At 71.3% G+C, this 19,720-nt stretch carries 17 protein-coding genes and 1 pseudogene; 11 read left to right on the plus strand and 7 right to left on the minus strand.

The genetic code is table 11. From position 1 onward, the window contains the following. The first annotated feature begins 265 nt into the window (after positions 1–265). From K6I34_RS10805 to K6I34_RS10825, 5 genes are all read left to right on the plus strand, one after another. A complete protein-coding gene (locus tag K6I34_RS10805) occupies positions 266–1,081 on the plus strand; it encodes a phosphatase (protein ID WP_229324705.1) in 816 nt (271 codons plus the stop codon). 128 nt (positions 1,082–1,209) lie between these two features. Then, complete coding sequence (locus K6I34_RS10810) at positions 1,210–1,419, plus strand: helix-turn-helix domain-containing protein (protein ID WP_154080489.1); 210 nt, start codon at positions 1,210–1,212, stop codon at positions 1,417–1,419. 110 nt (positions 1,420–1,529) lie between these two features. Then, a complete protein-coding gene (locus tag K6I34_RS10815; protein ID WP_003948845.1) occupies positions 1,530–1,628 on the plus strand; it encodes a 30S ribosomal protein bS22 in 99 nt (32 codons plus the stop codon). Positions 1,629–1,929: 301 nt separating this feature from the next. Next, entirely contained in the window at positions 1,930–2,976 is a 1,047-nt protein-coding gene (locus K6I34_RS10820; RefSeq protein ID WP_229324679.1) for an NAD-dependent epimerase/dehydratase family protein, read from the plus strand. A gap of 14 nt (positions 2,977–2,990) precedes the next feature. After that, entirely contained in the window at positions 2,991–4,034 is a 1,044-nt protein-coding gene (locus K6I34_RS10825; RefSeq protein ID WP_229324681.1) for a lysophospholipid acyltransferase family protein, read from the plus strand. A 165-nt stretch (positions 4,035–4,199) separates the two neighbouring features. Here K6I34_RS10825 and K6I34_RS10830 read toward each other — a convergent pair whose 3' ends face one another. The 4 genes from K6I34_RS10830 to K6I34_RS10845 form a co-directional block, all read right to left on the minus strand. Further along, entirely contained in the window at positions 4,200–5,399 is a 1,200-nt protein-coding gene (locus K6I34_RS10830; RefSeq protein ID WP_229324683.1) for a DUF5667 domain-containing protein, read from the minus strand. A gap of 204 nt (positions 5,400–5,603) precedes the next feature. Continuing rightward, positions 5,604–6,404 (minus strand): ECF subfamily RNA polymerase sigma factor, BldN family, encoded by an 801-nt coding sequence (locus K6I34_RS10835; protein WP_229324685.1) that lies wholly within the window; start codon positions 6,402–6,404, stop codon positions 5,604–5,606. Between the two features lie 543 nt (positions 6,405–6,947). After that, positions 6,948–7,889, minus strand: coding sequence for an HAD family phosphatase (locus K6I34_RS10840; protein ID WP_229324687.1), 942 nt, complete (start codon positions 7,887–7,889; stop codon positions 6,948–6,950). A 114-nt stretch (positions 7,890–8,003) separates the two neighbouring features. Then, a complete protein-coding gene (locus K6I34_RS10845; protein ID WP_229324689.1) occupies positions 8,004–8,282 on the minus strand; it encodes a glutaredoxin family protein in 279 nt (92 codons plus the stop codon). A gap of 465 nt (positions 8,283–8,747) precedes the next feature. On the opposite strand from K6I34_RS10845, the gene K6I34_RS10850 reads away from it, so the two are divergent. The 5 genes from K6I34_RS10850 to hemB all read left to right on the plus strand — a co-directional run bounded on the left by K6I34_RS10850 (position 8,748) and on the right by hemB (position 14,697). Further along, complete coding sequence (locus K6I34_RS10850) at positions 8,748–9,545, plus strand: redox-sensing transcriptional repressor Rex (RefSeq protein ID WP_229324691.1); 798 nt, start codon at positions 8,748–8,750, stop codon at positions 9,543–9,545. Positions 9,546–9,618: 73 nt separating this feature from the next. Next, complete coding sequence (locus tag K6I34_RS10855) at positions 9,619–11,070, plus strand: glutamyl-tRNA reductase (protein WP_229324693.1); 1,452 nt, start codon at positions 9,619–9,621, stop codon at positions 11,068–11,070. Further along, entirely contained in the window at positions 11,067–12,062 is a 996-nt protein-coding gene (hemC, locus tag K6I34_RS10860; protein WP_229324695.1) for a hydroxymethylbilane synthase, read from the plus strand. The genes K6I34_RS10855 and hemC overlap by 4 nt, the downstream gene beginning before the upstream one ends. Further along, positions 12,059–13,708 (plus strand): bifunctional uroporphyrinogen-III C-methyltransferase/uroporphyrinogen-III synthase, encoded by a 1,650-nt coding sequence (locus K6I34_RS10865; protein WP_229324697.1) that lies wholly within the window; start codon positions 12,059–12,061, stop codon positions 13,706–13,708. Before hemC ends, K6I34_RS10865 begins: the two co-directional genes overlap by 4 nt. Further along, positions 13,705–14,697, plus strand: a complete 993-nt coding sequence (gene hemB / locus K6I34_RS10870) for a porphobilinogen synthase (RefSeq protein WP_275127028.1) — start codon at positions 13,705–13,707, stop codon at positions 14,695–14,697. The genes K6I34_RS10865 and hemB overlap by 4 nt, the downstream gene beginning before the upstream one ends. An 82-nt stretch (positions 14,698–14,779) precedes the next feature. On the opposite strand, the gene argS is transcribed toward hemB, so the two are convergent. Beyond that, a complete protein-coding gene (argS, locus tag K6I34_RS10875; protein ID WP_229324699.1) occupies positions 14,780–16,564 on the minus strand; it encodes an arginine--tRNA ligase in 1,785 nt (594 codons plus the stop codon). A 176-nt stretch (positions 16,565–16,740) separates the two neighbouring features. Between argS and lysS the strand changes: the two genes are divergently transcribed. Further along, positions 16,741–18,489 (plus strand): lysine--tRNA ligase, encoded by a 1,749-nt coding sequence (lysS, locus tag K6I34_RS10880; RefSeq protein WP_229324701.1) that lies wholly within the window; start codon positions 16,741–16,743, stop codon positions 18,487–18,489. Between the two features lie 79 nt (positions 18,490–18,568). On the opposite strand, the gene K6I34_RS10885 is transcribed toward lysS, so the two are convergent. After that, positions 18,569–19,312, minus strand: coding sequence for a hypothetical protein (locus K6I34_RS10885; protein ID WP_229324703.1), 744 nt, complete (start codon positions 19,310–19,312; stop codon positions 18,569–18,571). Between the two features lie 135 nt (positions 19,313–19,447). Continuing rightward, positions 19,448–19,720: pseudogene (locus K6I34_RS10890) on the minus strand (hypothetical protein); the annotation flags it as partial.

Genomic DNA, 19,720 nt, shown 5'->3' on the forward strand with positions numbered 1-19,720 from the left:
CCCTCCCCCAGACTCCGTCCGGGGGTGCCCCCAGCCGTGCGGAACGCCTGCCCACAAACGGGAAGGTAAGACGGGGGCGCGCCCCTTTAGGGGCGCGGGGAACTGCGCGACCAGCCATGGCGGGCCCGCAGTCGCCCACCGAGCCCAGGAGGCACCCCCATAGGCGCAACGGGGGCCGGGGCGGAGCCCCGTGGTCGATTACGCCAAGTGTGGGAACCCCGAAGGAAAAGCCGCGCCCGCACCGCAGGTGCGGGAGCATCGTGGCGTGTTGAGCCCCCGTCTGCTGCGCGCACACCTCGTCGAGGCCCGGCTGGCCGGGACCGTGGCCACGACGCGGGAGCGCAGTCTTGCCCGGTACCGGATGTTCGCCGCCCGCGACCCCCGGGCACTGATCGGTCTGGAGCCGGAACATGACTGGTCCTTGGGCGAGTTGTTGCAATTGATGGGCCGGAGGTGTGGAGTTTCGGCCGATCCTGATCACTCTTCAGGGCAGGATGTGATTGACCCGGACCGGACGCTCGCGGCACTCGATGCCTTCGCCGACCGCCTCGCGACGGTGGCCGCGACCGGTGCGCCGGTGCTGCTCGGGACCGGTCATCCGCACCGGCTCCTGGGCTTCTACGCTTCCTTGGCCGGGGGGCTCTCGGCGGCGGGATGCAGTGTGCTCACCCCGGCGCAGGGGCGATGTGTCGACATGGCGACCCGGTTCGGGGTACGCACTTACAACCTTGACTACGTTCAAGGAGTCGCGCTGGTGCGTGAACCCGGCGCGCGAGGGCGGGGGAGTGAGCCCGGCGCACATACGCATTCACCGCTCCCGCTTCGGGTGGCTCTGGCTTCCGCGATGGACGCAGGGGAACCGCTGCCCGCCTTGGTCATCGGTGACCACGGCTGGGTCTGCGGGGCAGGTCAGCTGGGTATTGAGGCCATTGGACTGGCGGATTCCGACGACCCGGCGCCGTTCGTCGGCGAGGCGGAGGGACGGGTGTCCGTCGTCGTTCCGCTTGATGACACTGTGCGGTCTGATTACTACCGACCGCTTACTCGCTATGTACTCAATCGAGCGTGTCTGTCACAGTAGGCGGCCGATGGCTGCTCCTCTTCCCCACTCGCATCACACGCCCCTAACCTGGGGAGTGAGCGCGCAGCGACGAGGAGTCACCGGAGGGGAAGCCGGTGCGCGTCATGTGCGGAAGGTTCAGGTGTGTCATGGCTGCTGGCGAGAGGCCTCTCAACGAGGTCGTGTTCCTGACCGTGGCGGAAGTCGCCGCGGTGATGCGAGTGTCCAAGATGACCGTGTACCGCTTGGTGCACAGCGGTCATCTGCCGGCGATCCGGGTGGGAAGGTCGTTCCGGGTCCCAGAGCAAGCGGTGCACGAGTACCTCCGGGAGTCCTTCGTGGGGGTGGAAACAGCCTGACGGGGACCTCGGATTACGCTGTTCGCCCGGTGCCGGGTAGGCTGGCCCGATGTAGGTCGTGTGGGCTCGGACGCCCCGCACCGAGTGAATCGATGTAAGCGAGGGTAGTCGTGGGCTCTGTCATCAAGAAGCGGCGCAAGCGGATGGCCAAGAAGAAGCACCGCAAGCTTCTCAAGCGCACGCGCGTTCAGCGTCGCAACAAGAAGTAAGCGGCGCCGCTGTGCTCGTCCCGCAGCCCTTCCATCGCTCCGGCGGTGGGAGGGCTGCGGTGTTTCCGGAGGTGTTCGTTTCCGGAGGTGTTCGTTTCCGGGGGCGTTCGGTCTCCGGGGTATTCGGGTGCATCCAGGACGCGGTCGGGTGTGTCCGGCGGTATGGCGAGTAGCGGTGAGTAAAGCTTTCGCTACGGCTTGAAATGTCGCTCCGTGCAGCGGCTGGTCATCACAGCGCAACAACGACCCGCTACGGTGGCCGCGAAGCACCACTGGCGAGGTGGGAAGGAAGGCGCTGATCTTGGGCAAGGTCGTGCTCGTCACCGGAGTCGCACGGCAGCTGGGCGGCCGGTTCGTCCGCCGGATCCTGCGCGAGCCCGACGTGGAACGCGTCATCGGGGTGGACGCGGTGGCTCCCGGGCACCACCTCGGCGGGGCCGATTTCGTACGGGCGGACATCCGCCATCCCACGATCGCCAAGGTTCTGGCCGAACACAGTGTCGACACTGTCGTCCATATGGACGTGACCGGCACCCCCCTGGGCAAGCGCGGCAGCCGGGCCTCGGTCAAAGAGACCAACGTCATCGGCACCATGCAGCTGCTCGGTGCCTGCCAGAAGACGCCCACCGTGAAGCGGCTGGTGGTCAAGTCCAGTACGAATGTCTACGGCTCCGCGCCACGCGATCCGGCGATCTTCACCGAGAGCACCCCGCCCAAGTCCCTGCCGAGCGGGGGCTTCGCCAAGGACACCGTCGAGGTCGAGGGATACGTACGGGGCTTCGCCCGGCGCCGCCCCGACGTGGCCGTGTGCGTGCTGCGGTTCGCCAACATCCTCGGGCCCCGCGCCGACTCCCCGCTCGCGGAGTACTTCGCGCTGCCCGTCCTGCCGACCGTCCTCGGCTTCGACCCCCGCCTCCAGTTCGTCCACGAGGACGACGTGATCGAGGTGCTGCGGATCGCCGCGGGCGAGCCCCGGCGGGGCACGCTGGGCTGTGGCACCTTCAATGTCGCGGGCGACGGGGTGCTGCTGCTCTCCCAGGCCGCCCGGCGCCTCGGCCGCCCCACCCTCCCCTTCTTCCTGCCGACCGTCACCTGGGTCGGCTCCGCCCTGCGGTCCGTCGGTATCACGGACGTCTCACCCGAGCAGATCCGGCTGCTCACCCACGGCCGTGTCGTGGACACCACCCAGATGCGGGAAGCGCTGGGGTTCGAACCGCGGTACACGACTGCTGGGGCCTTCGCGGACTACGCGCGCAGCCGCGGCCCGGGGCTCCTCCCACCGAGCACGCTCGCCCGTACCGTCGACCGGATCGCCGCCGCCCTGCCTGCCGGCCGCGACCAGAACTGAGGAGCGCACCCACCATGGCGGACGCGAAGGTCATCCCGTTCGGCGAGGAACCACGGGCCAAGCGGAAGAGCAAGCGCGGGGGCAGGCCCCGTACGGGCCGGGACCGCTCGCCCCTCGCGCCCGTCCCGCAGCAGCGCGAGGAGGACCTGGCCGCCTCCGCCGAGGAGACGGCCGCGACGGCGGAGGGCACCGCGCCCCGGGAGCCCGAGCGGCACGGCGACGGCTGGGACCGCAGGCTGGCCCACGGCCTGAGCTTCCTGCGCCGCCGCATCACCGGCGAGTACGAGGTCGACGAGTTCGGCTACGACGAGGAGCTCACCGACCAGGTGGTGATGTCCGCGCTCCGCCCGTTCTACGAGAAGTACTTCCGGGTCGAGGTGAAGGGCCTGGAGAACATCCCCGACAAGGGCGCCGCGCTGGTCGTCGCCAACCACTCCGGCACCCTGCCGGTCGACGGGCTGATGCTCCAGGTCGCCGTGCACGACCACCACCCGGCCGGACGGCACATCCGGATGCTCGCCGCCGACCTGGTCTTCGTGCTGCCGCTGATCAACGAGATCTCCCGGAAGCTCGGGCACACCCTCGCCTGCGCGGAGGACGCGCAGAAACTGCTGGAGCGGGGCGAGGTGGTCGGCGTGATGCCGGAGGGCTTCAAGGGCATCGGGAAGCCCTTCTCCGACCGCTACAAGCTCCAGCGCTTCGGCCGGGGCGGCTTCGTCTCCACGGCACTGCGTGCCGGGGCCCCGATCGTGCCCTGCTCGATCGTGGGCGCCGAGGAGATCTATCCGATGCTCGGCAACTCCAGGACGATGGCGCGGCTGCTGGGCTTCCCCTACTTCCCGCTGACGCCCACCTTCCCCTGGCTGGGGCCGCTCGGCGTGGTGCCGCTGCCGACGAAGTGGACCATCCAGTTCGGCGAGCCGATCCCCACGGACGGCTATCCGCCGGAGGCCGCCGACGACCCGATGCTGATGTTCAACCTGACCGATCAGGTACGGGAAACGATTCAGCACACGCTCTACAAGCTGCTCGTGCAGCGCCGGTCGGTCTTCTTCTGACCCCTTCAGGCCCCTTCCGGGGGCGTTCCGTACCGTCGTACCGCGTCGTACCGGAACGCGAAAGCGGCCGGTGTTCTTCCGAGCCCCTCGACGAGTGAGCTCGATCCGAGGTGAAGAACACCGACCGCCAGGGCTCGCGCCCTATTTCTGCCGCTGTTTCCGCGGCTATTTCTCCGGTTCGCTGTGGAGGCCGAGGCCCGGCAGGATGCCCGGGAGCAGCGGTGGCACGATGACCTCCGGCTGCTTCGCGTCCTTGCCCTCCTTGCCGTGCGCCGGGCCGGCCGGGTTGGAGGGGTCCTGCGGGGGCTGGAGCAGTCCGGTGCCCCCGAGGAGCCCCTCGTGCTGCTGGCCGCCGCCGGGGTCGGACGGGTGCTGCTGCCCGCCGCCCGCGCGCTTGCTGTCGCTGCCCGGCGAGGAGGCCGACGGCGGGGCCGCGGGCCGTTCCTGACGGCTGTCCCCGCCGCGCGGGGAGGCGCCCGCCCGGGGGGCCGCGGCGTGCTTGCCCTCGGAGGGGGGCAGCAGCGAGCGCAGCGGACCGACCTCATTGTCTATGGCGACGAAGAGGGAGCTCACCCGTTCGCCCACGTCGGCCAGTTGGGCCGGGAGCTTGTCGCGCAGCTGGCTCCAGCCCTCGCGGTGCAGCGAGGCGAAGGAGTCGAGCCGCTCCATCGGGCCGAGCGAGCCGTCCCGCTTGTAGGCCGCGCTCAGCAGGCGGTGCCCCTCGGAGACGTCGTGCTGCATGCCGGAGAGGGTCCTGCGGATCTCGCTGAGCGACTCGCTGTCGAGCGAGCCGGAGCGGCCGCGCTCCATCAGCCGCCGCGCCTCGTGGAGACGGGTCGACGCCTGGTCCAGGAAGAGGCCGCCGCGGGCCGAATCACCGTCGGCCAGGCCGAGCTTGATGTCCTCCATGCCGCGCTTCAGCCCGTACAGCGTGTCGCCGGGCAGGGCGGTGGAACTCGCCGCCGCGACACCGCCGAACGCGCCCGCGGCCACTCCGACGGTCAGCCCGCCCGCGGCCAGCCCCTTGGACCAGCGGGAGCGCGGCCTCAGCCTGCTCAGCGCCCGGTGGGTGCCACGGCCGCGGGCCCTGCTGCCGCGCGGCTCGGGGACGGCGGCAGTGGCACCTCCCGCGAACTGGCTCTCCATGGCGGCGATCAGCTGGGCCCGCTGCACGCTCTTGGTCTCGGGGTCGAGCTCGGGTGTGGGGAGCGCGCGGAGCCCGCCCGCCAGGGACAGCAGCCTCCCCCGCTCGGCGGTGTCCGCCGGGGGGTCTGGCTGTGTGGCCGCCGAGCCCTGGAGTTCCTGCTCCTCCAGGGCCTGGGCGAAGGCGTTCGCCCGCCGGTGCGCCGAAACGTTCGCGATCACAGGCGGCACCTCCTCTCGTCAAGACGGTCGACTCCCCTGAAGACCGGGAGGGTTGCACGCCTTGCACGCATCCACTCGATCGAGTGAGCGGATACGGGCATGACGTGACCGCGGGGAGTCTGCACCCCGCACAACGACTGGCGCCGCGGGCGGGTTACGCGCCCTCAACGATGTGACCGCTGGTGAGTGAACGGGCGCACAGAGTTAGCGGGCGTCGTCCGGGAGGAGCCGGGCCAGCGTGCGGACGGCGCGGTACTGGAGCGTCTTGATGGCGCCTTCGTTCTTGCCCATGACGCGGGCGGTCTCGGCGACCGAGAGGCCCTGGAGGAAGCGGAGCGTGACGCACTCCTGCTGCTGGGGGTTGAGCTTGCGGACCGCCTCCAGCAGGGCCGCGTTGGAGAGGGATTCGAGGACGGAGTCCTCCGGGCTGCGCTCGACCTCGTTGGCGTCGAGCATCTCACCGGTCGTCACCTCGAGCCGGAAGCGCGAGGACTTGAAGTGGTCGGCGACCAGGTTGCGGGCGATGGTCACCAGCCAGGCGCCGAAGTCGCGCCCCTGCCAGGTGAAGGTGCCGATGCGGCGCAGGGCGCGCAGGAATGTCTCGCTGGTCAGGTCCTCGGCGGTGGCCCGGCCTCCCACGCGGTAGTAGATGTAGCGGTAGACCGTGTCGGCGTACTGGTCGTAGAGCCGGCCGAAGGCGTCGGCCTCGCCGGACTGGGCGCGCTCGACCAGGTCGAGCATCCGGGCGCTGTCGCTGTCGGCGCTGGGCCGGCGGGTCGTCGTGGACGTGCCCGCGCCGGCGCCGCGACGGGTGCGTCTGCCCACCGCCGCCGCGCCGCCCTCGGCGAGGGCGTAGCAAGGACCGGCGTAGCAGGGACCGGCGGGCACGGGTGCGGCGAATGCGGGGACGGCGTACGCGGTGGGGACGAAGCCGCGCAGACGGTCGAGGACCGCCGCGCGCAGCGTAGCCAGGCCCGAGGCGTCAACCCCGACGTGTGGGTACACGGGACTCCCAGAGGCAGAGCTTCCATCACGTGCAGTACGGAACCGTTCACTCGTCGTAGGGACAAGGGGGTACCGGTTTGCGTCTGAGGAGAATAACGCTTCGTACAGGCGACACTACGCCGAGTTGCTTAAATCACCGCTTCCGTTCGATCTCTTACCTCTTCGGGATCGATCAAATATCGAACCCTGAAAGGAAGTTGACCGTAATTGGCAAGGGTGTGGCCGAATGGGCTGCGTGTTGTGGCAATCCTGGCGGGGGAGGACTGAGGGGGGCTGTGTGAGGGTATGACGACAGGATTGCCACAGGGTGACGGGTGATTACTCACTGTGGTGGACGCGCCCGAAAGCCGTGTACGCCGCGTGGCGGGATCCCGGTGCCCGATGTTGACGAACGGTTCGCGCGCCTCTGCGAGGGGGCGTTCGCGCCCCGTCAGGGGCGCGGGGAACGGCGCGACAAGCCACAACGGGCCTGCAGTCGCCCGCCGGCCTCACGTGGCACCCCAATAGGCGTAATCGGCCACCGGCCCGCAGCCGGGGTCGGCGTCAGCGCAAGCGCCGCCGCAACGCGACCGCCGCCGCCGCGCCGCCCGCGAGGGCGCCCACCCCGGCCGCGGCCGGGATGCCGACCTTGGCCGCCTTGCGGCCCGTACGGTAGTCGCGCAGCCGCCAGCCGTGCTCGCGGGCGTGCTTGCGCAGCCTGCCGTCCGGGTTGACGGCGTAGGGGTGCCCGACGAGCGACAGCATCGGGATGTCGTTGGCCGAGTCGCTGTACGCCGCGCAGCGGGACAGGTCGAGGCCCTCCGCCGCGGCCAGCGCCCGGACCGCCTCCGCCTTCGCGGGGCCGTGCAGCGGCTCGCCCACCAGCTTGCCCGTGTAGACGCCGCCGACGGACTCGGCGACCGTGCCGAGCGCGCCGGTCAGGCCCAGCCGCCGGGCGATGATCGTCGCGGTCTCCACGGGGGCGGCCGTCACCAGCCAGACCTTCTGTCCCGCGTCGAGGTGGGCCTGGGCGAGCGCCCGGGTGCCCGGCCAGATGCGCTCCGCCATGTACTCGTCGTAGATCTCCTCGCCGATGGACATCAGCTCGGAGACACGGTGGCCCTTCACGATCGACAGGGCGCTGTTGCGGGCGTCCTCGACGTGCTCGGGCTTCTCGCCGACGGCCCGGAAGTAGATCTGCTGCCAGACGAACCGGGCCAGGTCGCGCTTGTGGAAGAACTGGCGCTTGTAGAGGCCGCGGCCGAAGTGGAAGATCGACGCGCCCTGCATCACGGTGTTGTCGAGGTCGAAGAACGCGGCGGCGTGCGCGTCACCGGCGACAGGGAACTCCGGCTCGGCCGGAGCCGTTTCCTCCGCCGCCTGTGCCTCGGCGCTCTCCAGCTCCTGCGCGTTCTTGCGGGCTGCCTCCGCCGCCGCCTCACCCGCCAGCACGCTGCGTGCGGTGGCGGAGCGCTTGCGGGGAGTGATCCATCCCAGTGCGGCCATGCGGTGAGCATAGCCAGTTTGTTCGGGGTAACTGGAGCGGGGGCGATTCCGGGGTGTGAACATCCGGCGACAGCGGGTTTACCCCGGAGTCAGGACCGGATGCAGGGCCGGATGTCAGGCCCCGAGCGCCTTGCGCAGCCGCTGGGGGTCGACGCGCCAGAAGTCGTGCTGGGCGCCGTCGACCAGGACGACCGGGATCTGCTCCCAGTACTTGCGGTAGAGCTCCTCGTCCTGGGTGATGTCCTTCGTCTCCCAGCGGGCCCCCAGCTCGCCGCACACCTCGGCGACGACAGCCTCGGCGGCCTCGCACAGATGGCAGTCGGGCTTGCCGATCAGGGTCACCGTGCTGTCGGCGGGGTTCTTACGGGCGCTACGGCGCAGCAGCGGGCTCATGGCTGCCATTGTGCCAAGGGGCGCTGCGCGCCCCGGGACCCTGTTCCGGCGCGGGCCGGTGGGCTGGTCGCGCCTACCGGGGTGCGTCTTGCGCTGCGCGCGCGGCTGCGGGTCGCGTCGTGGCTGGCCGCGCAGTTCCCCGCGCCCCTGACGGGGCGCGGCATAGGTGCCTGAGTCGACTACCATCATGGGCGTTTTGTTGGTGTCCGGGGGTATGGCGAAGGGGAGTGAGGGCGCGTGCCGCCGTCGGCGTACCCCTGGTCCCGGAGCGAGTGCCCCGGCTGTCGCGGTACCGCACGCAATGGTTCCCGGATAGGGCCTAAAGGCTGCGTGAGTCCGGTCACTTTGCCCGGACAAAGCGGACACCATCTTTGTGCACGCGTTCACAAAGGCATAGCCTGCGAGGGACGGGGCGGTCCTGGGACGAGGCGCCGCCCGCAGCCCCGCTCTACCCGCAGGAGCACCGTGGCAACTGGCCGAACTCACCGACCGGCGACCCGAAGCCGAGGGATTCCCGAGGCCACCGTCGCCCGGCTACCGCTGTATCTGCGGGCGCTGACGGCGCTCTCCGAGCGCTCGGTGCCCACGGTCTCCTCCGAGGAGCTCGCGACCGCGGCGGGCGTCAACTCCGCCAAGCTGCGCAAGGACTTCAGCTACCTCGGCTCGTACGGCACCCGCGGTGTCGGCTACGACGTCGAGTACCTCGTCTACCAGATCTCCCGTGAGCTCGGGCTGACCCAGGACTGGCCGGTCGTCATCGTCGGCATCGGCAACCTCGGCGCGGCGCTGGCCAACTACGGCGGTTTCGCCTCGCGCGGCTTCCGGGTCGCGGCGCTGATCGACGCCGACCCGGCCATGGCCGGCAAGCCGGTCGCCGGGCTGCCCGTGCGGCACACCGACGAGCTCGAGTCGATCATCAGCGACAACGGGGTCTCCATCGGCGTCATCGCGACCCCCGCCGGGGCCGCCCAGCAGGTGTGCGACCGGCTGGTCGCCGCCGGGGTCACCTCGATCCTCAACTTCGCGCCCACGGTGCTCGTCGTGCCCGACGGCGTCGACGTCCGCAAGGTCGATCTCTCGATCGAGCTGCAGATCCTCGCCTTCCACGAGCAGCGCAAGGCGGGCGAGGAGCCCGTGCCCGGCGCGGCCGCCGCCGCTGCCGGTGCCGCCGCCACGGCCGCCACGACCGCCGGGCGTCCGCGCGCGGCCACGGGCGGCAGGAAGGGACCGGACGGGGATGTCCCCGCGGTGATGCCCGCATGAGCGAGCGCAGCGAGCGAATGATCAAGAGGCGCGTCCAAGGCGAAGGCTTGCCCGAGCGAAGCGAGGGAAAAGCATGAGCCTTCTTGCCGTAGGGCTGAGCCACCGCAGCGCGCCCGTCAGCGTGCTGGAGCGCGCCGCGCTCGCGCGCGAGACGCAGGCGCGGCTGCTGCACGACACCCTCGCGGCGGAGCCCGCCACCGAGGCGACGGTGCTCGCCACCTGCAACCGCATCGAGCTGTACGCCGACGTGGACAAGTTCCACGCCGGTGTCGCCGAGCTGTCCACGCTGCTCGCCCGGCACACGGGCGTGCCGCTGGACGAGCTCACCCCGTACCTCTACGTGCACTACGAGGACCGGGCCGTCCACCACCTCTTCTCGGTGGCCTGCGGGCTGGACTCGATGGTCGTCGGCGAGGGCCAGATCCTCGGCCAGATCAAGGACGCGCTCGCGCTCGGCCAGGAGCTGCACACGGCCGGGCGGCTGCTCAACGACCTCTTCCAGCAGGCCCTGCGGGTGGGCAAGCGCGCCCACAGCGAGACCGGGATCGACAAGGCGGGGCAGTCGCTCGTCACCTTCGGCCTGGAGCAGCTCGCCGAGGGCGCGGACGTGGCCGGGTGGGCCGCGGGCAGGCGCGCCCTGGTCATCGGCGCCGGCTCGATGTCCTCGCTCGCCGCGGCCACGCTCGCGCGCGCGGGTGTGGCGCACGTGGCGGTCGCCAACCGCACCCTGGAGCGGGCGGAGCGGCTCGCGGAGATCCTCACCGAGGCGGGCGGCCCCGGCGCCGCGGGCCTCACCGCGCGGGCCGTGGAGATGACGGCCGTGGCCGAGGAGCTCTCCCGTGCCGACGTCGTGGTCTCGTGCACCGGTGCCACGGGTCTGGTGCTCACCGCGGAGGCCATACGGACCGCGCTCGCGGCGCGTACGGACGTGCTCTGCGCGGTGGACGAGGCGTGTGCCGCGACCACCCGCACGGGCGGCCCCGCGACCCCGGGCGTCCGCCTCGCGCTCCTCGACCTCGCGATGCCGCGCGACATCGACGCGGCCGTGCACCGTCTGCCGGACGTCCGGCTCGTCGACATCGAGTCGCTCGCGCAGGCCAGCGCGGACGCCCCGATGGCCGCCGACGTCGACCAGGTGCGGACGATCGTCTCCGACGAGGTCGCCGCCTTCGGCGCCGCGCAGCGGGCCGCCCACATCACCCCCACCGTGGTCGCCCTGCGCACCATGGCCGCGGATGTCGTCGCGAGCGAGATCGCCCGCCTCGACGGCCGCCTGCCCGACCTCGACGACAAGCAGCGCGCGGAGATCACCCAGACCGTGCGCCGGGTCGTCGACAAACTCCTGCACGCGCCGACCGTGCGCGTGAAGGAGCTGGCCGCCACGCCCGGCGGCGCCGGCTACGCCGACGCGCTGCGCGAGCTCTTCGACCTCGATCCGCAGGCGGTGGCCGCCGTGAGCCGGGCCGACGCACGGTCCGGCGCGCGCGGCGCCGGAACGCACAACACAGCACGGGAGCGGGCATGAACGACACATCGACGGCGGCTGGCGCAGCGGCCGCCGACCGGCGTCCGCTGCGCCTCGGGACCCGCCGCAGCAAGCTCGCCATGGCCCAGTCCGGCCAGGTGGCGCGCGCTGTCGAGCAGCTGACCGGCCGTCCGGTCGAGCTGGTCGAGATCACCACGTACGGCGATGTCTCGCGCGAGGCGCTCGCGCAGATCGGTGGCACCGGCGTCTTCGTCTCCGCGCTGCGCGACGCGCTGCTCGCGGGTGAGATCGACTTCGCCGTGCACTCGCTCAAGGACCTGCCGACCACGCAGCCCGAGGAGCTCGCGCTCGCCGCGATCCCGCTCCGCGAGGACCCGCGCGACGTGCTCGTCGCCCGCGACGGCCTGACGCTGGAGACGCTGCCCGACGGCGCCCGTGTCGGCACCGGCTCGCCGCGCCGCATGGCCCAGCTCAACGCGTGGGCCCGCGCGCACGGCCGGACGATCGAGACCGTCGCCATCCGCGGCAACATCGACACCCGGATCGCCTTCGTCACGAACGGCGAGCTGGACGCGGTCGTGCTGGCCGCGGCCGGGATCTCCCGACTGGGCCGCACCGCGGAGATCACCCAGTTCCTGGAGCCCGACACCGTTTTGCCCGCCCCCGGCCAGGGGGCCCTGGCGATCGAGTGCGCCATGACCAACGCACCCCTCGCCGCAGCGCTCGCCGAGCTCGACGACCCGTACACCCGGGTCGCCGTGACCGCCGAGCGTTCCCTGCTCGCCGCCTTGGAGGCCGGCTGCTCCGCACCCGTGGGTGCGCTGGCCGACCTCCTGGCCGACGGGCACGTTGTCACCGAAATGCGCCTGCGGGGTGTCGTCGGCTCGACCGACGGCAAGACGCTGGTGCAGCTGTCCATCACCGGTCCCGTGCCGTCGTCGGGCGAGGAAGCCGTGGCCATGGGCCGCGAGCTGGCCGCCGCGATGCTCGACAAGGGTGCGGCCGGTCTTATGGGGGAGCGAGCACTTTGAACCCCACCGCCCCGAACCACCCCGTACACGGGCACGTCACCTTCCTGGGTGCCGGCCCCGGAGACCCGGGACTGCTGACGCTGCGCGCCGTGGAGGCATTGGCGGCCGCGGACGTCCTGATCGCCGATCCGCAGGTGCTCGATGTGGTGCGCGCGCACGCGCGCGCCCATGTGGACATGCCTGCGCAGACGGTTACTGACGAGTCATCAAAAACCGCCGACATCCCCGTACTCAGGGACACGGCCAATCTTGTCATGACGGCCGCGCGCAGCGGCAAGCGGGTCGTCCGTGCGGTGCTCGGCGACCCCGGTCTCGACGGCAACGCCGCCGACGAGATGCTCGTCTGCGCCCACGAGGGCATCACCTTCGAGGTGGTGCCGGGCGTGGCCACGGCCGTCGGCGTGCCCGCCTACGCGGGTGTGCCGCTGCGCGACGCCAAGGGCGGCGACGTGCGCTTCGTGGACGCCCGGACCGCCTCCGCGACCTGCTGGTCCGAGGCCGGCGCGAGCGAGTGCACCGCGGTCGTGTCCACCAGCCTCGACTCGGTCGTCGCGGCCGCGGGCGAGCTGGTGGCCGCCGGGCGCAAGCCCGACACCCCGATGACGGTCACCGTCGCGGGCACCACCACCCGCCAGCGCACCTGGAACGCCACCCTGGGCACGGTCGCCCAGGTGCTCAAGGCCGCCAAGGTGCTGCCGTCCCCGGACGGCGGACAGCCGGTCATAGCCGTGGTCGGCGAGCGCAGCGCAGCCGCGCGGCGCGAGGCGCTCTCGTGGTTCGAGTCCAAGCCGCTCTTCGGCTGGAACGTGCTCGTCCCGCGCACCAAGGAGCAGTCCGCGTCGCTCTCCGACCAGCTCCGCTCGTACGGCGCCGTGCCGCACGAGGTGCCGACCATCGCCGTCGAGCCGCCGCGCACCCCGCAGCAGATGGAGCGCGCGGTCAAGGGCCTGGTCACCGGCCGCTACGAGTGGATCGCCTTCACCTCGGTCAACGCCGTGAAGGCCGTCCGCGAGAAGTTCGAGGAGTACGGGCTCGACGCGCGTGCCTTCGCGGGCATCAAGGTCGCGGCCGTCGGCGAGCAGACCGCGAAGTCGCTGATCGAGTTCGGCGTCAAGCCCGACCTGGTGCCCAGCGGCGAGCAGTCGGCCGCGGGCCTGCTGGAGGACTGGCCGCCCTACGACCCGGTCTTCGACCCGATCGACCGTGTCTTCCTGCCGCGCGCCGACATCGCCACCGAGACCCTGGTGGCGGGCCTGATCGAGCTGGGCTGGGAGGTCGACGACGTCACGGCGTACCGCACCGTGCGCGCCTCGCCGCCCCCGGCCGAGACCCGCGAGGCGATCAAGGGCGGTGGCTTCGACGCCGTCCTGTTCACCTCCTCGTCCACCGTGCGGAACCTCGTCGGCATCGCCGGCAAGCCGCACAACGTCACCGTCATCGCCTGCATCGGCCCGGCCACCGCGAAGACCGCGGAGGAGCACGGCCTGCGGGTGGACGTGCTGTCGCCCGAGCCCTCGGTGCACAAGCTGGCCGAGGCGCTCGCGGAGTTCGGCGCGGCGCGGCGCGATGCCGCCCTGGAGGCCGGGGACCCGGTCACCCGCCCGAGCGAGCGGCGGCCCGGATCGCGTAGAAGGGCACGTAGTTGAGCACCTCGTACGGCACGTTCCCCGGCTCCCGCCCCCGGCGGCTGCGGACCACCCCGGCCATGCGCCGGATGGTCGCGGAGCACCGGGTGCACCCGGCCGACCTGATCCTCCCCGCCTTCGTGCGGGAGGGCATCGGCGAGCCGGTGCCGATCTCCGCCATGCCGGGGGTCGTCCAGCACACCCGCGACACCCTCAAGAAGGCCGCCGTCGAGGCCATGGAGGCGGGCGTCGCCGGGATCATGCTCTTCGGCGTGCCCGAGGACGCCAAGAAGGACGCCCTCGGCACCGCGGGCACCGACCCCGACGGCATCCTCCAGGTCGCCATCCGCGATGTGCGGGCCGAGGTCGGCGACGGGCTCGTCATCATGTCCGACCTGTGCCTGGACGAGTTCACCGACCACGGCCACTGTGGCGTCCTCGACGAGCAGGGCCGCGTGGACAACGACGCCACCCTGGAGCGCTACGCCGAGATGGCGCAGGTCCAGGCCGACGCGGGCGTCCACGTGGTGGGCCCCAGCGGCATGATGGACGGTCAGATCGGGGTCATCCGCGACGCCCTCGACCAGACCGGCCACGAGGACGTCGCGGTCCTCGCCTACACCGCGAAGTACGCCTCCGCGTTCTACGGCCCCTTCCGCGAGGCCGTCGGCTCCTCGCTCCAGGGCGACCGCAAGACGTACCAGCAGGACCCGGCCAACGCCCGTGAGTCCCTGCGCGAGCTCGCCCTCGACCTCGCCGAGGGCGCCGACATGGTCATGGTCAAGCCCGCGCTGCCCTACCTCGACATCCTCGCCAAGGTCGCGGACGCCGTCGACGTGCCCGTCGCCGCGTACCAGATCAGCGGCGAGTACGCGATGGTCGAGGCGGCCGCCGCCAACGGCTGGATCGACCGCGACCGGGCGATCATGGAGACTCTCACCGGCATCAAGCGGGCGGGCGCCAACATGATCCTCACCTACTGGGCGACCGAGGCGGCCCGGCAGCTCTGAGGCGTTCCGACGCCTCGATGTTCCACGTGAAACGGCCCGCACACCGGACGGTGTGCGGGCCGTTTCACGTCACTGTGGGGGATTACAGCCGCTCGGGCGTACGGATGCCCAGCAGCGCCATGCCCTGGTGCAGGGTGCGGCCCGTCAGGTCGCACAGGAAGAGACGGTTCTCGACCATCTCCGGGGTCTCCGCCTGGAGGACCGGGCACTCGGCGTAGAACGTCGTGTACACCGAGGCCAGCTGGTAGAGGTACGCGGCCAGCTTGTGCGGCTCGTACGACGCGGCGACCTCGGCGAGCGTCTCCGCGAACGTGTCCAGGTGCAGCGCCAGCGCACGCTCCGCCGGGGCCAGCGCGAGCTCCGGGTGGGCCTTGGCCGTGGCCGAGTCGCCCGCCTTGCGGAGGATCGACTGGATACGCGCGTACGCGTACTGCAGATACACCGAGGTGTCGCCGTTGAGGGACACCATCCGGTCCAGGTCGAAGACGTAGTCACGGCCCAGCGACGTGGACAGGTCCGCGTACTTCACGGCGCCGATGCCCACCTGGGTGCCGCGCTCGGCGATCTCCTCGTCGGTCAGGCCGAGCTTCTCGCTCTTCTCCCGGACGACGGCCGTGGCCCGCGCGATCGCCTCGTCCAGCAGGTCGACCAGCCGGACCGTCTCGCCCTCACGGGTCTTGAACGGCTTGCCGTCCTTGCCCAGCACCGTGCCGAACGGCAGCTGCACGGCCTTGACGCCGTCGTGCAGCCAGCCCGCGCGGCGCGCCGTCTCGAAGACCATCTTGAAGTGCAGGCCCTGACGGGCGTCCACCACGTAGAGCAGGGAGTCCGCGCCCAGCTCGCCGACACGGTCGCGGATCGCCGAGAGGTCGGTCGCCGCGTAGCCGTAGCCGCCGTCGGACTTCTGGACGATCAGCGGCGTCGGGTTGCCGTCCGGGCCCTTCACGTCGTCGAAGAACACGCACAGCGCGCCGTTGGAGCGCACGGCGACGCCGGACTCCTCCAGCAGGCGGCAGGTCTCGGCCAGCATGTCGTTGTAGCCGGACTCGCCGACCACGTTCTCGTCATGGATCTCCATGTCGAGCTTGTTGAAGACCGAGTAGAAGTACAGCTTCGACTCGTCCACGAACCGCTGCCACAGGGCGAGGGTCTCCGCGTCGCCCGCCTGGAGGTCCACGACCCGGCGGCGCGCCCGGTCCTTGAACTCCGCGTCGGCGTCGAAGAGCGCGCGGGACGCCTTGTAGAGCCGGTTGAGGTTCGACATGGCCTCCTCACCGGAGGCCGTGGTGTCCTCGGTGTCCTCGGCGGCCTTGTGGTCGAGCTCGTGCGGGTGCTCCATCAGGTACTGGATGAGCATGCCGAACTGGGTGCCCCAGTCGCCGATGTGGTGACGCGAGATCACCTTCTCGCCCGCGAACTCCAGGATCTTGACGACCGCGTCACCGATCACCGCGGAGCGCAGGTGGCCGACGTGCATCTCCTTGGCCACGTTCGGCTGCGCCCAGTCGATGACCGTGGTGCCCGGCTTCTCCTTGACCGGCACGCCGAGACGCTCGTCGGCCGCGCGCGCGGCCAGCGTCTCGGTGATCGCCCGGTCGGTGACCGTGATGTTGAGGAAGCCGGGGCCCGAGACCTCGACGCTGTCGATCAGCTCGCCCGTCGGCAGGCCGCCCGCGACCTTGCCCGCCAGCTCGCGGGGGTTGCCCCCGAGCTTCTTGGCGAGCGCCAGCATCCCGTTGGCCTGGAAGTCGGCCCGGTCGCTTCGTCGCAGCAGCGGGTCGGCGGCGCCTGCCTCCGGCAGTGCAGCCGAGAGGGCGTCCGCGAGGCGCTGGTGGAGCGAGGAAGCGAGGGAAGGAACCGAGGCCATGGGGTGGGTGCCGTTCCGGTAGACGTCATTGTGGTACGTCCGAGTATTCCACCCCCGGCGTCGAGGGGTGCCCCAGCCTCTTCGGGCGGTGCCCCGGCCTCTTGGGGCGGGCGGGCAACCCCGGAGCCGCGGCCGCCGTCTGGGACAATGGTCATGCCAGGACCACTAGGAAGGAAGTGCCGCACGTGGCTCAGAGCACCGAGGCCGACTGGGTCTCCCGTTTCGCCGACGAGGTCATTGCCGAGAGCGAGCGCCGCGCGCCCGGCAAACCGGTCGTCGTCGCCTCGGGCCTGTCCCCTTCCGGCCCCATCCACCTGGGCAACCTGCGTGAGGTCATGACCCCGCACTTGGTCGCGGACGAGATCCGCCGCCGCGGTCACGAGGTCCGGCACCTGATCTCCTGGGACGACTACGACCGTTACCGCAAGGTGCCCGCGGGCGTCCCCGGCATCGACGAGAGCTGGGCCGAGCACATCGGCAAGCCGCTGACCTCGGTGCCCGCCCCGGCCGGCTCGGCGTACCCGAACTGGGCCGAGCACTTCAAGGCCGCCATGGTCGAGTCGCTGGCCGAGCTCGGCGTCGAGTACGACCCGATCAGCCAGACCGAGATGTACACCTCGGGCGCCTACCGCGAGCAGATCCTGCACGCGATGAAGCACCGGGCCGACATCGACGCGGTCCTCGACCAGTACCGGACGAAGGACAAGGCCACCGGCCAGCCGAAGGCCAAGGCCAAGCAGCAGCAGAAGCCGGTCGACGAGGCCGAGCTGGAGGCCGCCGAGGGCTCCGGCGCGGCCGCCGAGGACGACGGCAGCGCGGGCGCCGCGGGCTACTTCCCGTACAAGCCCTACTGCGGCGTCTGCGAGCGCGACCTGACCACGGTCACCGCGTACGACGACGAGACCACCGAGCTGGCCTACACCTGCGTGTGCGGTCACTCCGAGACCGTCCTGCTCGGCGAGTTCAACCGCGGCAAGCTGGTCTGGAAGGTCGACTGGCCGATGCGCTGGGCCTACGAGGGCGTGATCTTCGAGCCCTCCGGCGTCGACCACTCCTCGCCCGGCTCCTCCTTCGTCGTCGGCGGCCAGATCGTCCGCAAGATCTTCGGCGGCGAGCAGCCGATCGGCCCGATGTACGCCTTCGTCGGCATCAGCGGCATGGCCAAGATGTCCTCCTCCAAGGGTGGCGTGCCCACCCCGGGCGACGCCCTGAAGATCATGGAGGCGCCGCTGCTGCGCTGGCTCTACGCGCGCCGCAGGCCCAACCAGTCCTTCAAGATCGCCTTCGACCAGGAGATCCAGCGGCTCTACGACGAGTGGGACAAGCTCCAGGCCAAGGTCGACGACGGCACCGTGCTGCCCGCCGACGCCGCCGCGCACTCCCGCGCCGCGCGCACGGCCGCCGGTGAGCTGCCGCGCACCCCGCGCCCGCTGCCGTACCGCACGCTCGCCTCGGTCGTGGACATCACCGCGGGCCACGACGAGCAGACCCTGCGCATCCTCGCCGACCTGGACCCGGAGAACCCGGTCACCTCGCTGGACGAGACCCGCCCGCGGCTCGACCGCGCCGAGCACTGGATCAACACCCAGGTCCCGGCGGAGTCCCGCACCATCGTCCGCGAGGAGCCCGACGCCGAGGCCCTGGCCGCCCTGGACGACACGGGGCGCGAGTCCCTGCGGCTGCTCCTGGCGGGCCTGGACGAGCACTGGTCGCTGGACGGCCTGACCACGCTGGTCTACGGCGTGCCGAAGGTGCAGGCCGGGCTGACGCCCGACGCCAAGCCGACGCCGGAGCTCAAGGTCGCCCAGCGCACCTTCTTCGCGCTGCTCTACCACCTGCTGGTCGGGCGCGACACCGGCCCGCGTCTGCCCACGCTGCTGCTGGCGGTGGGCCAGGACCGCGTGCGCAAGCTGCTGACGGTCTGATACACGCGAAGGCGCCGGCCACCCCTCACTCGGAGGGGCGGCCGGCGCCTTTCGTACGTCCGGCGGCTGCCTGCTGCTTCTACTTCTTGTTCGCGTTCTGGACCGACGTCACGGCTTCCTTGGCGATGTCCTGCGCGTTCTTCATCAGGTCGCCCGCGTCGGGGTTCTTGGCGCCCTCGTAGCCCGCGCCCGTGTACTTGACGGTGATCACGACATTGTCGACGCGGGTGACGACGAACGCGTTGCGGTAGTCGTCCTCGCCGCCGCCTTCGGTCGCGGCCTTGCGGTAGTCGGTCGAGACGCCCTGCGCCTCGTTGCCGATGTCGCCGATCTTCTCCGGCTTCGCGCCTTCCTTGGCGTTGTCCTCCGTGACCGCCTTGGTCACACGCTGGTTCAGGTAGTTCGCGGCGAGCTTCTCGCCCGAGCCGAGCGTGGGGTCGGCGGAGAAGCGCTTGAGCGACAGCGTCAGGCTGCGGTACTGCAGGTTCTTCGGGTCGTCCTTGTCCAGACCGGCCCAGAAGCAGCTCGCGGAGTCCATCGGCGAGGTGGCGGGGAGGGTCTCGCCCTCCTTCTTCGCCGCCTTCGGCACGACCTTGTCGATCGTCTTCTCGTCGACGGCCTTGCACACCTCGGGGAGCTTGGCGAGGGTCGCGGCCTTGGCGGGCGCCGAGGCGCCGGGCGACGCCGCCGAGTGGGACGGGGCCGAGGAAGAGGAGGACTTCTTCGAGCCGTTGTCGTCGCCCGAGCAGCCGGTGGCGACGAGCATCACCGGTACTGCGGCGCAGGCGAGGATTCGGGCGAGTCGCGGGGCTGTTCGGTGCATGGGTCCTTCACTCGTTCAGTGTCGGTGGCGGTTTGGTGGGCGGGGCGGGGCAGTAATGGATGCTCGGTGCTGCCTGATCGGCACGGTACGCGGCCGGTGGGCGCGCACGGCCCAGGCAGGGGGTGGCGCGCCGGGCTAGTTGCCGAAGTGCCCCGCGTCCAGCTCCCGGGCCAGGCCGTGCGCCTTGCCCTGGAGGTCTTCGCTGCTGGGGAGGTGTGCTCGGTCGGTCGTGTACTGGTCGTAGGCGATGGTGACCAGGATGTTCGCGGAGCGGAAGACGACCGCGATGTCCCGGTGCGCGCCGGAGCCGGTGGTGACGAGCTTGTCGTCGATGTACGCGTCGTCGCCGAGGTCGTCGAGCGTGCGCGGGGCGAGCTTGGGGTCGGCGGAGGGCGAGCCGCTGGGGGT

The sequence above is a fragment of the Streptomyces sp. UNOC14_S4 genome, from assembly GCF_020740835.1.
Lineage (GTDB): Bacteria > Actinomycetota > Actinomycetes > Streptomycetales > Streptomycetaceae > Streptomyces.

Bases quoted from the DNA above. Each gene is read 5' to 3' on its own strand.
- K6I34_RS10810 (WP_154080489.1), top strand. From the start codon at position 1,210: ATGGCTGCTGGCGAGAGGCCTCTCAACGAGGTCGTGTTCCTGACCGTG.
- K6I34_RS10825 (WP_229324681.1), top strand. From the start codon at position 2,991: ATGGCGGACGCGAAGGTCATCCCGTTCGGCGAGGAACCACGGGCCAAG.
- K6I34_RS10840 (WP_229324687.1), bottom strand. From the start codon at position 7,889: ATGGCCGCACTGGGATGGATCACTCCCCGCAAGCGCTCCGCCACCGCA.
- K6I34_RS10845 (WP_229324689.1), bottom strand. From the start codon at position 8,282: ATGAGCCCGCTGCTGCGCCGTAGCGCCCGTAAGAACCCCGCCGACAGC.
- K6I34_RS10855 (WP_229324693.1), top strand. From the start codon at position 9,619: ATGAGCCTTCTTGCCGTAGGGCTGAGCCACCGCAGCGCGCCCGTCAGC.
- hemC (WP_229324695.1), top strand. From the start codon at position 11,067: ATGAACGACACATCGACGGCGGCTGGCGCAGCGGCCGCCGACCGGCGT.
- argS (WP_229324699.1), bottom strand. From the start codon at position 16,564: ATGGCCTCGGTTCCTTCCCTCGCTTCCTCGCTCCACCAGCGCCTCGCG.
- K6I34_RS10885 (WP_229324703.1), bottom strand. From the start codon at position 19,312: ATGCACCGAACAGCCCCGCGACTCGCCCGAATCCTCGCCTGCGCCGCA.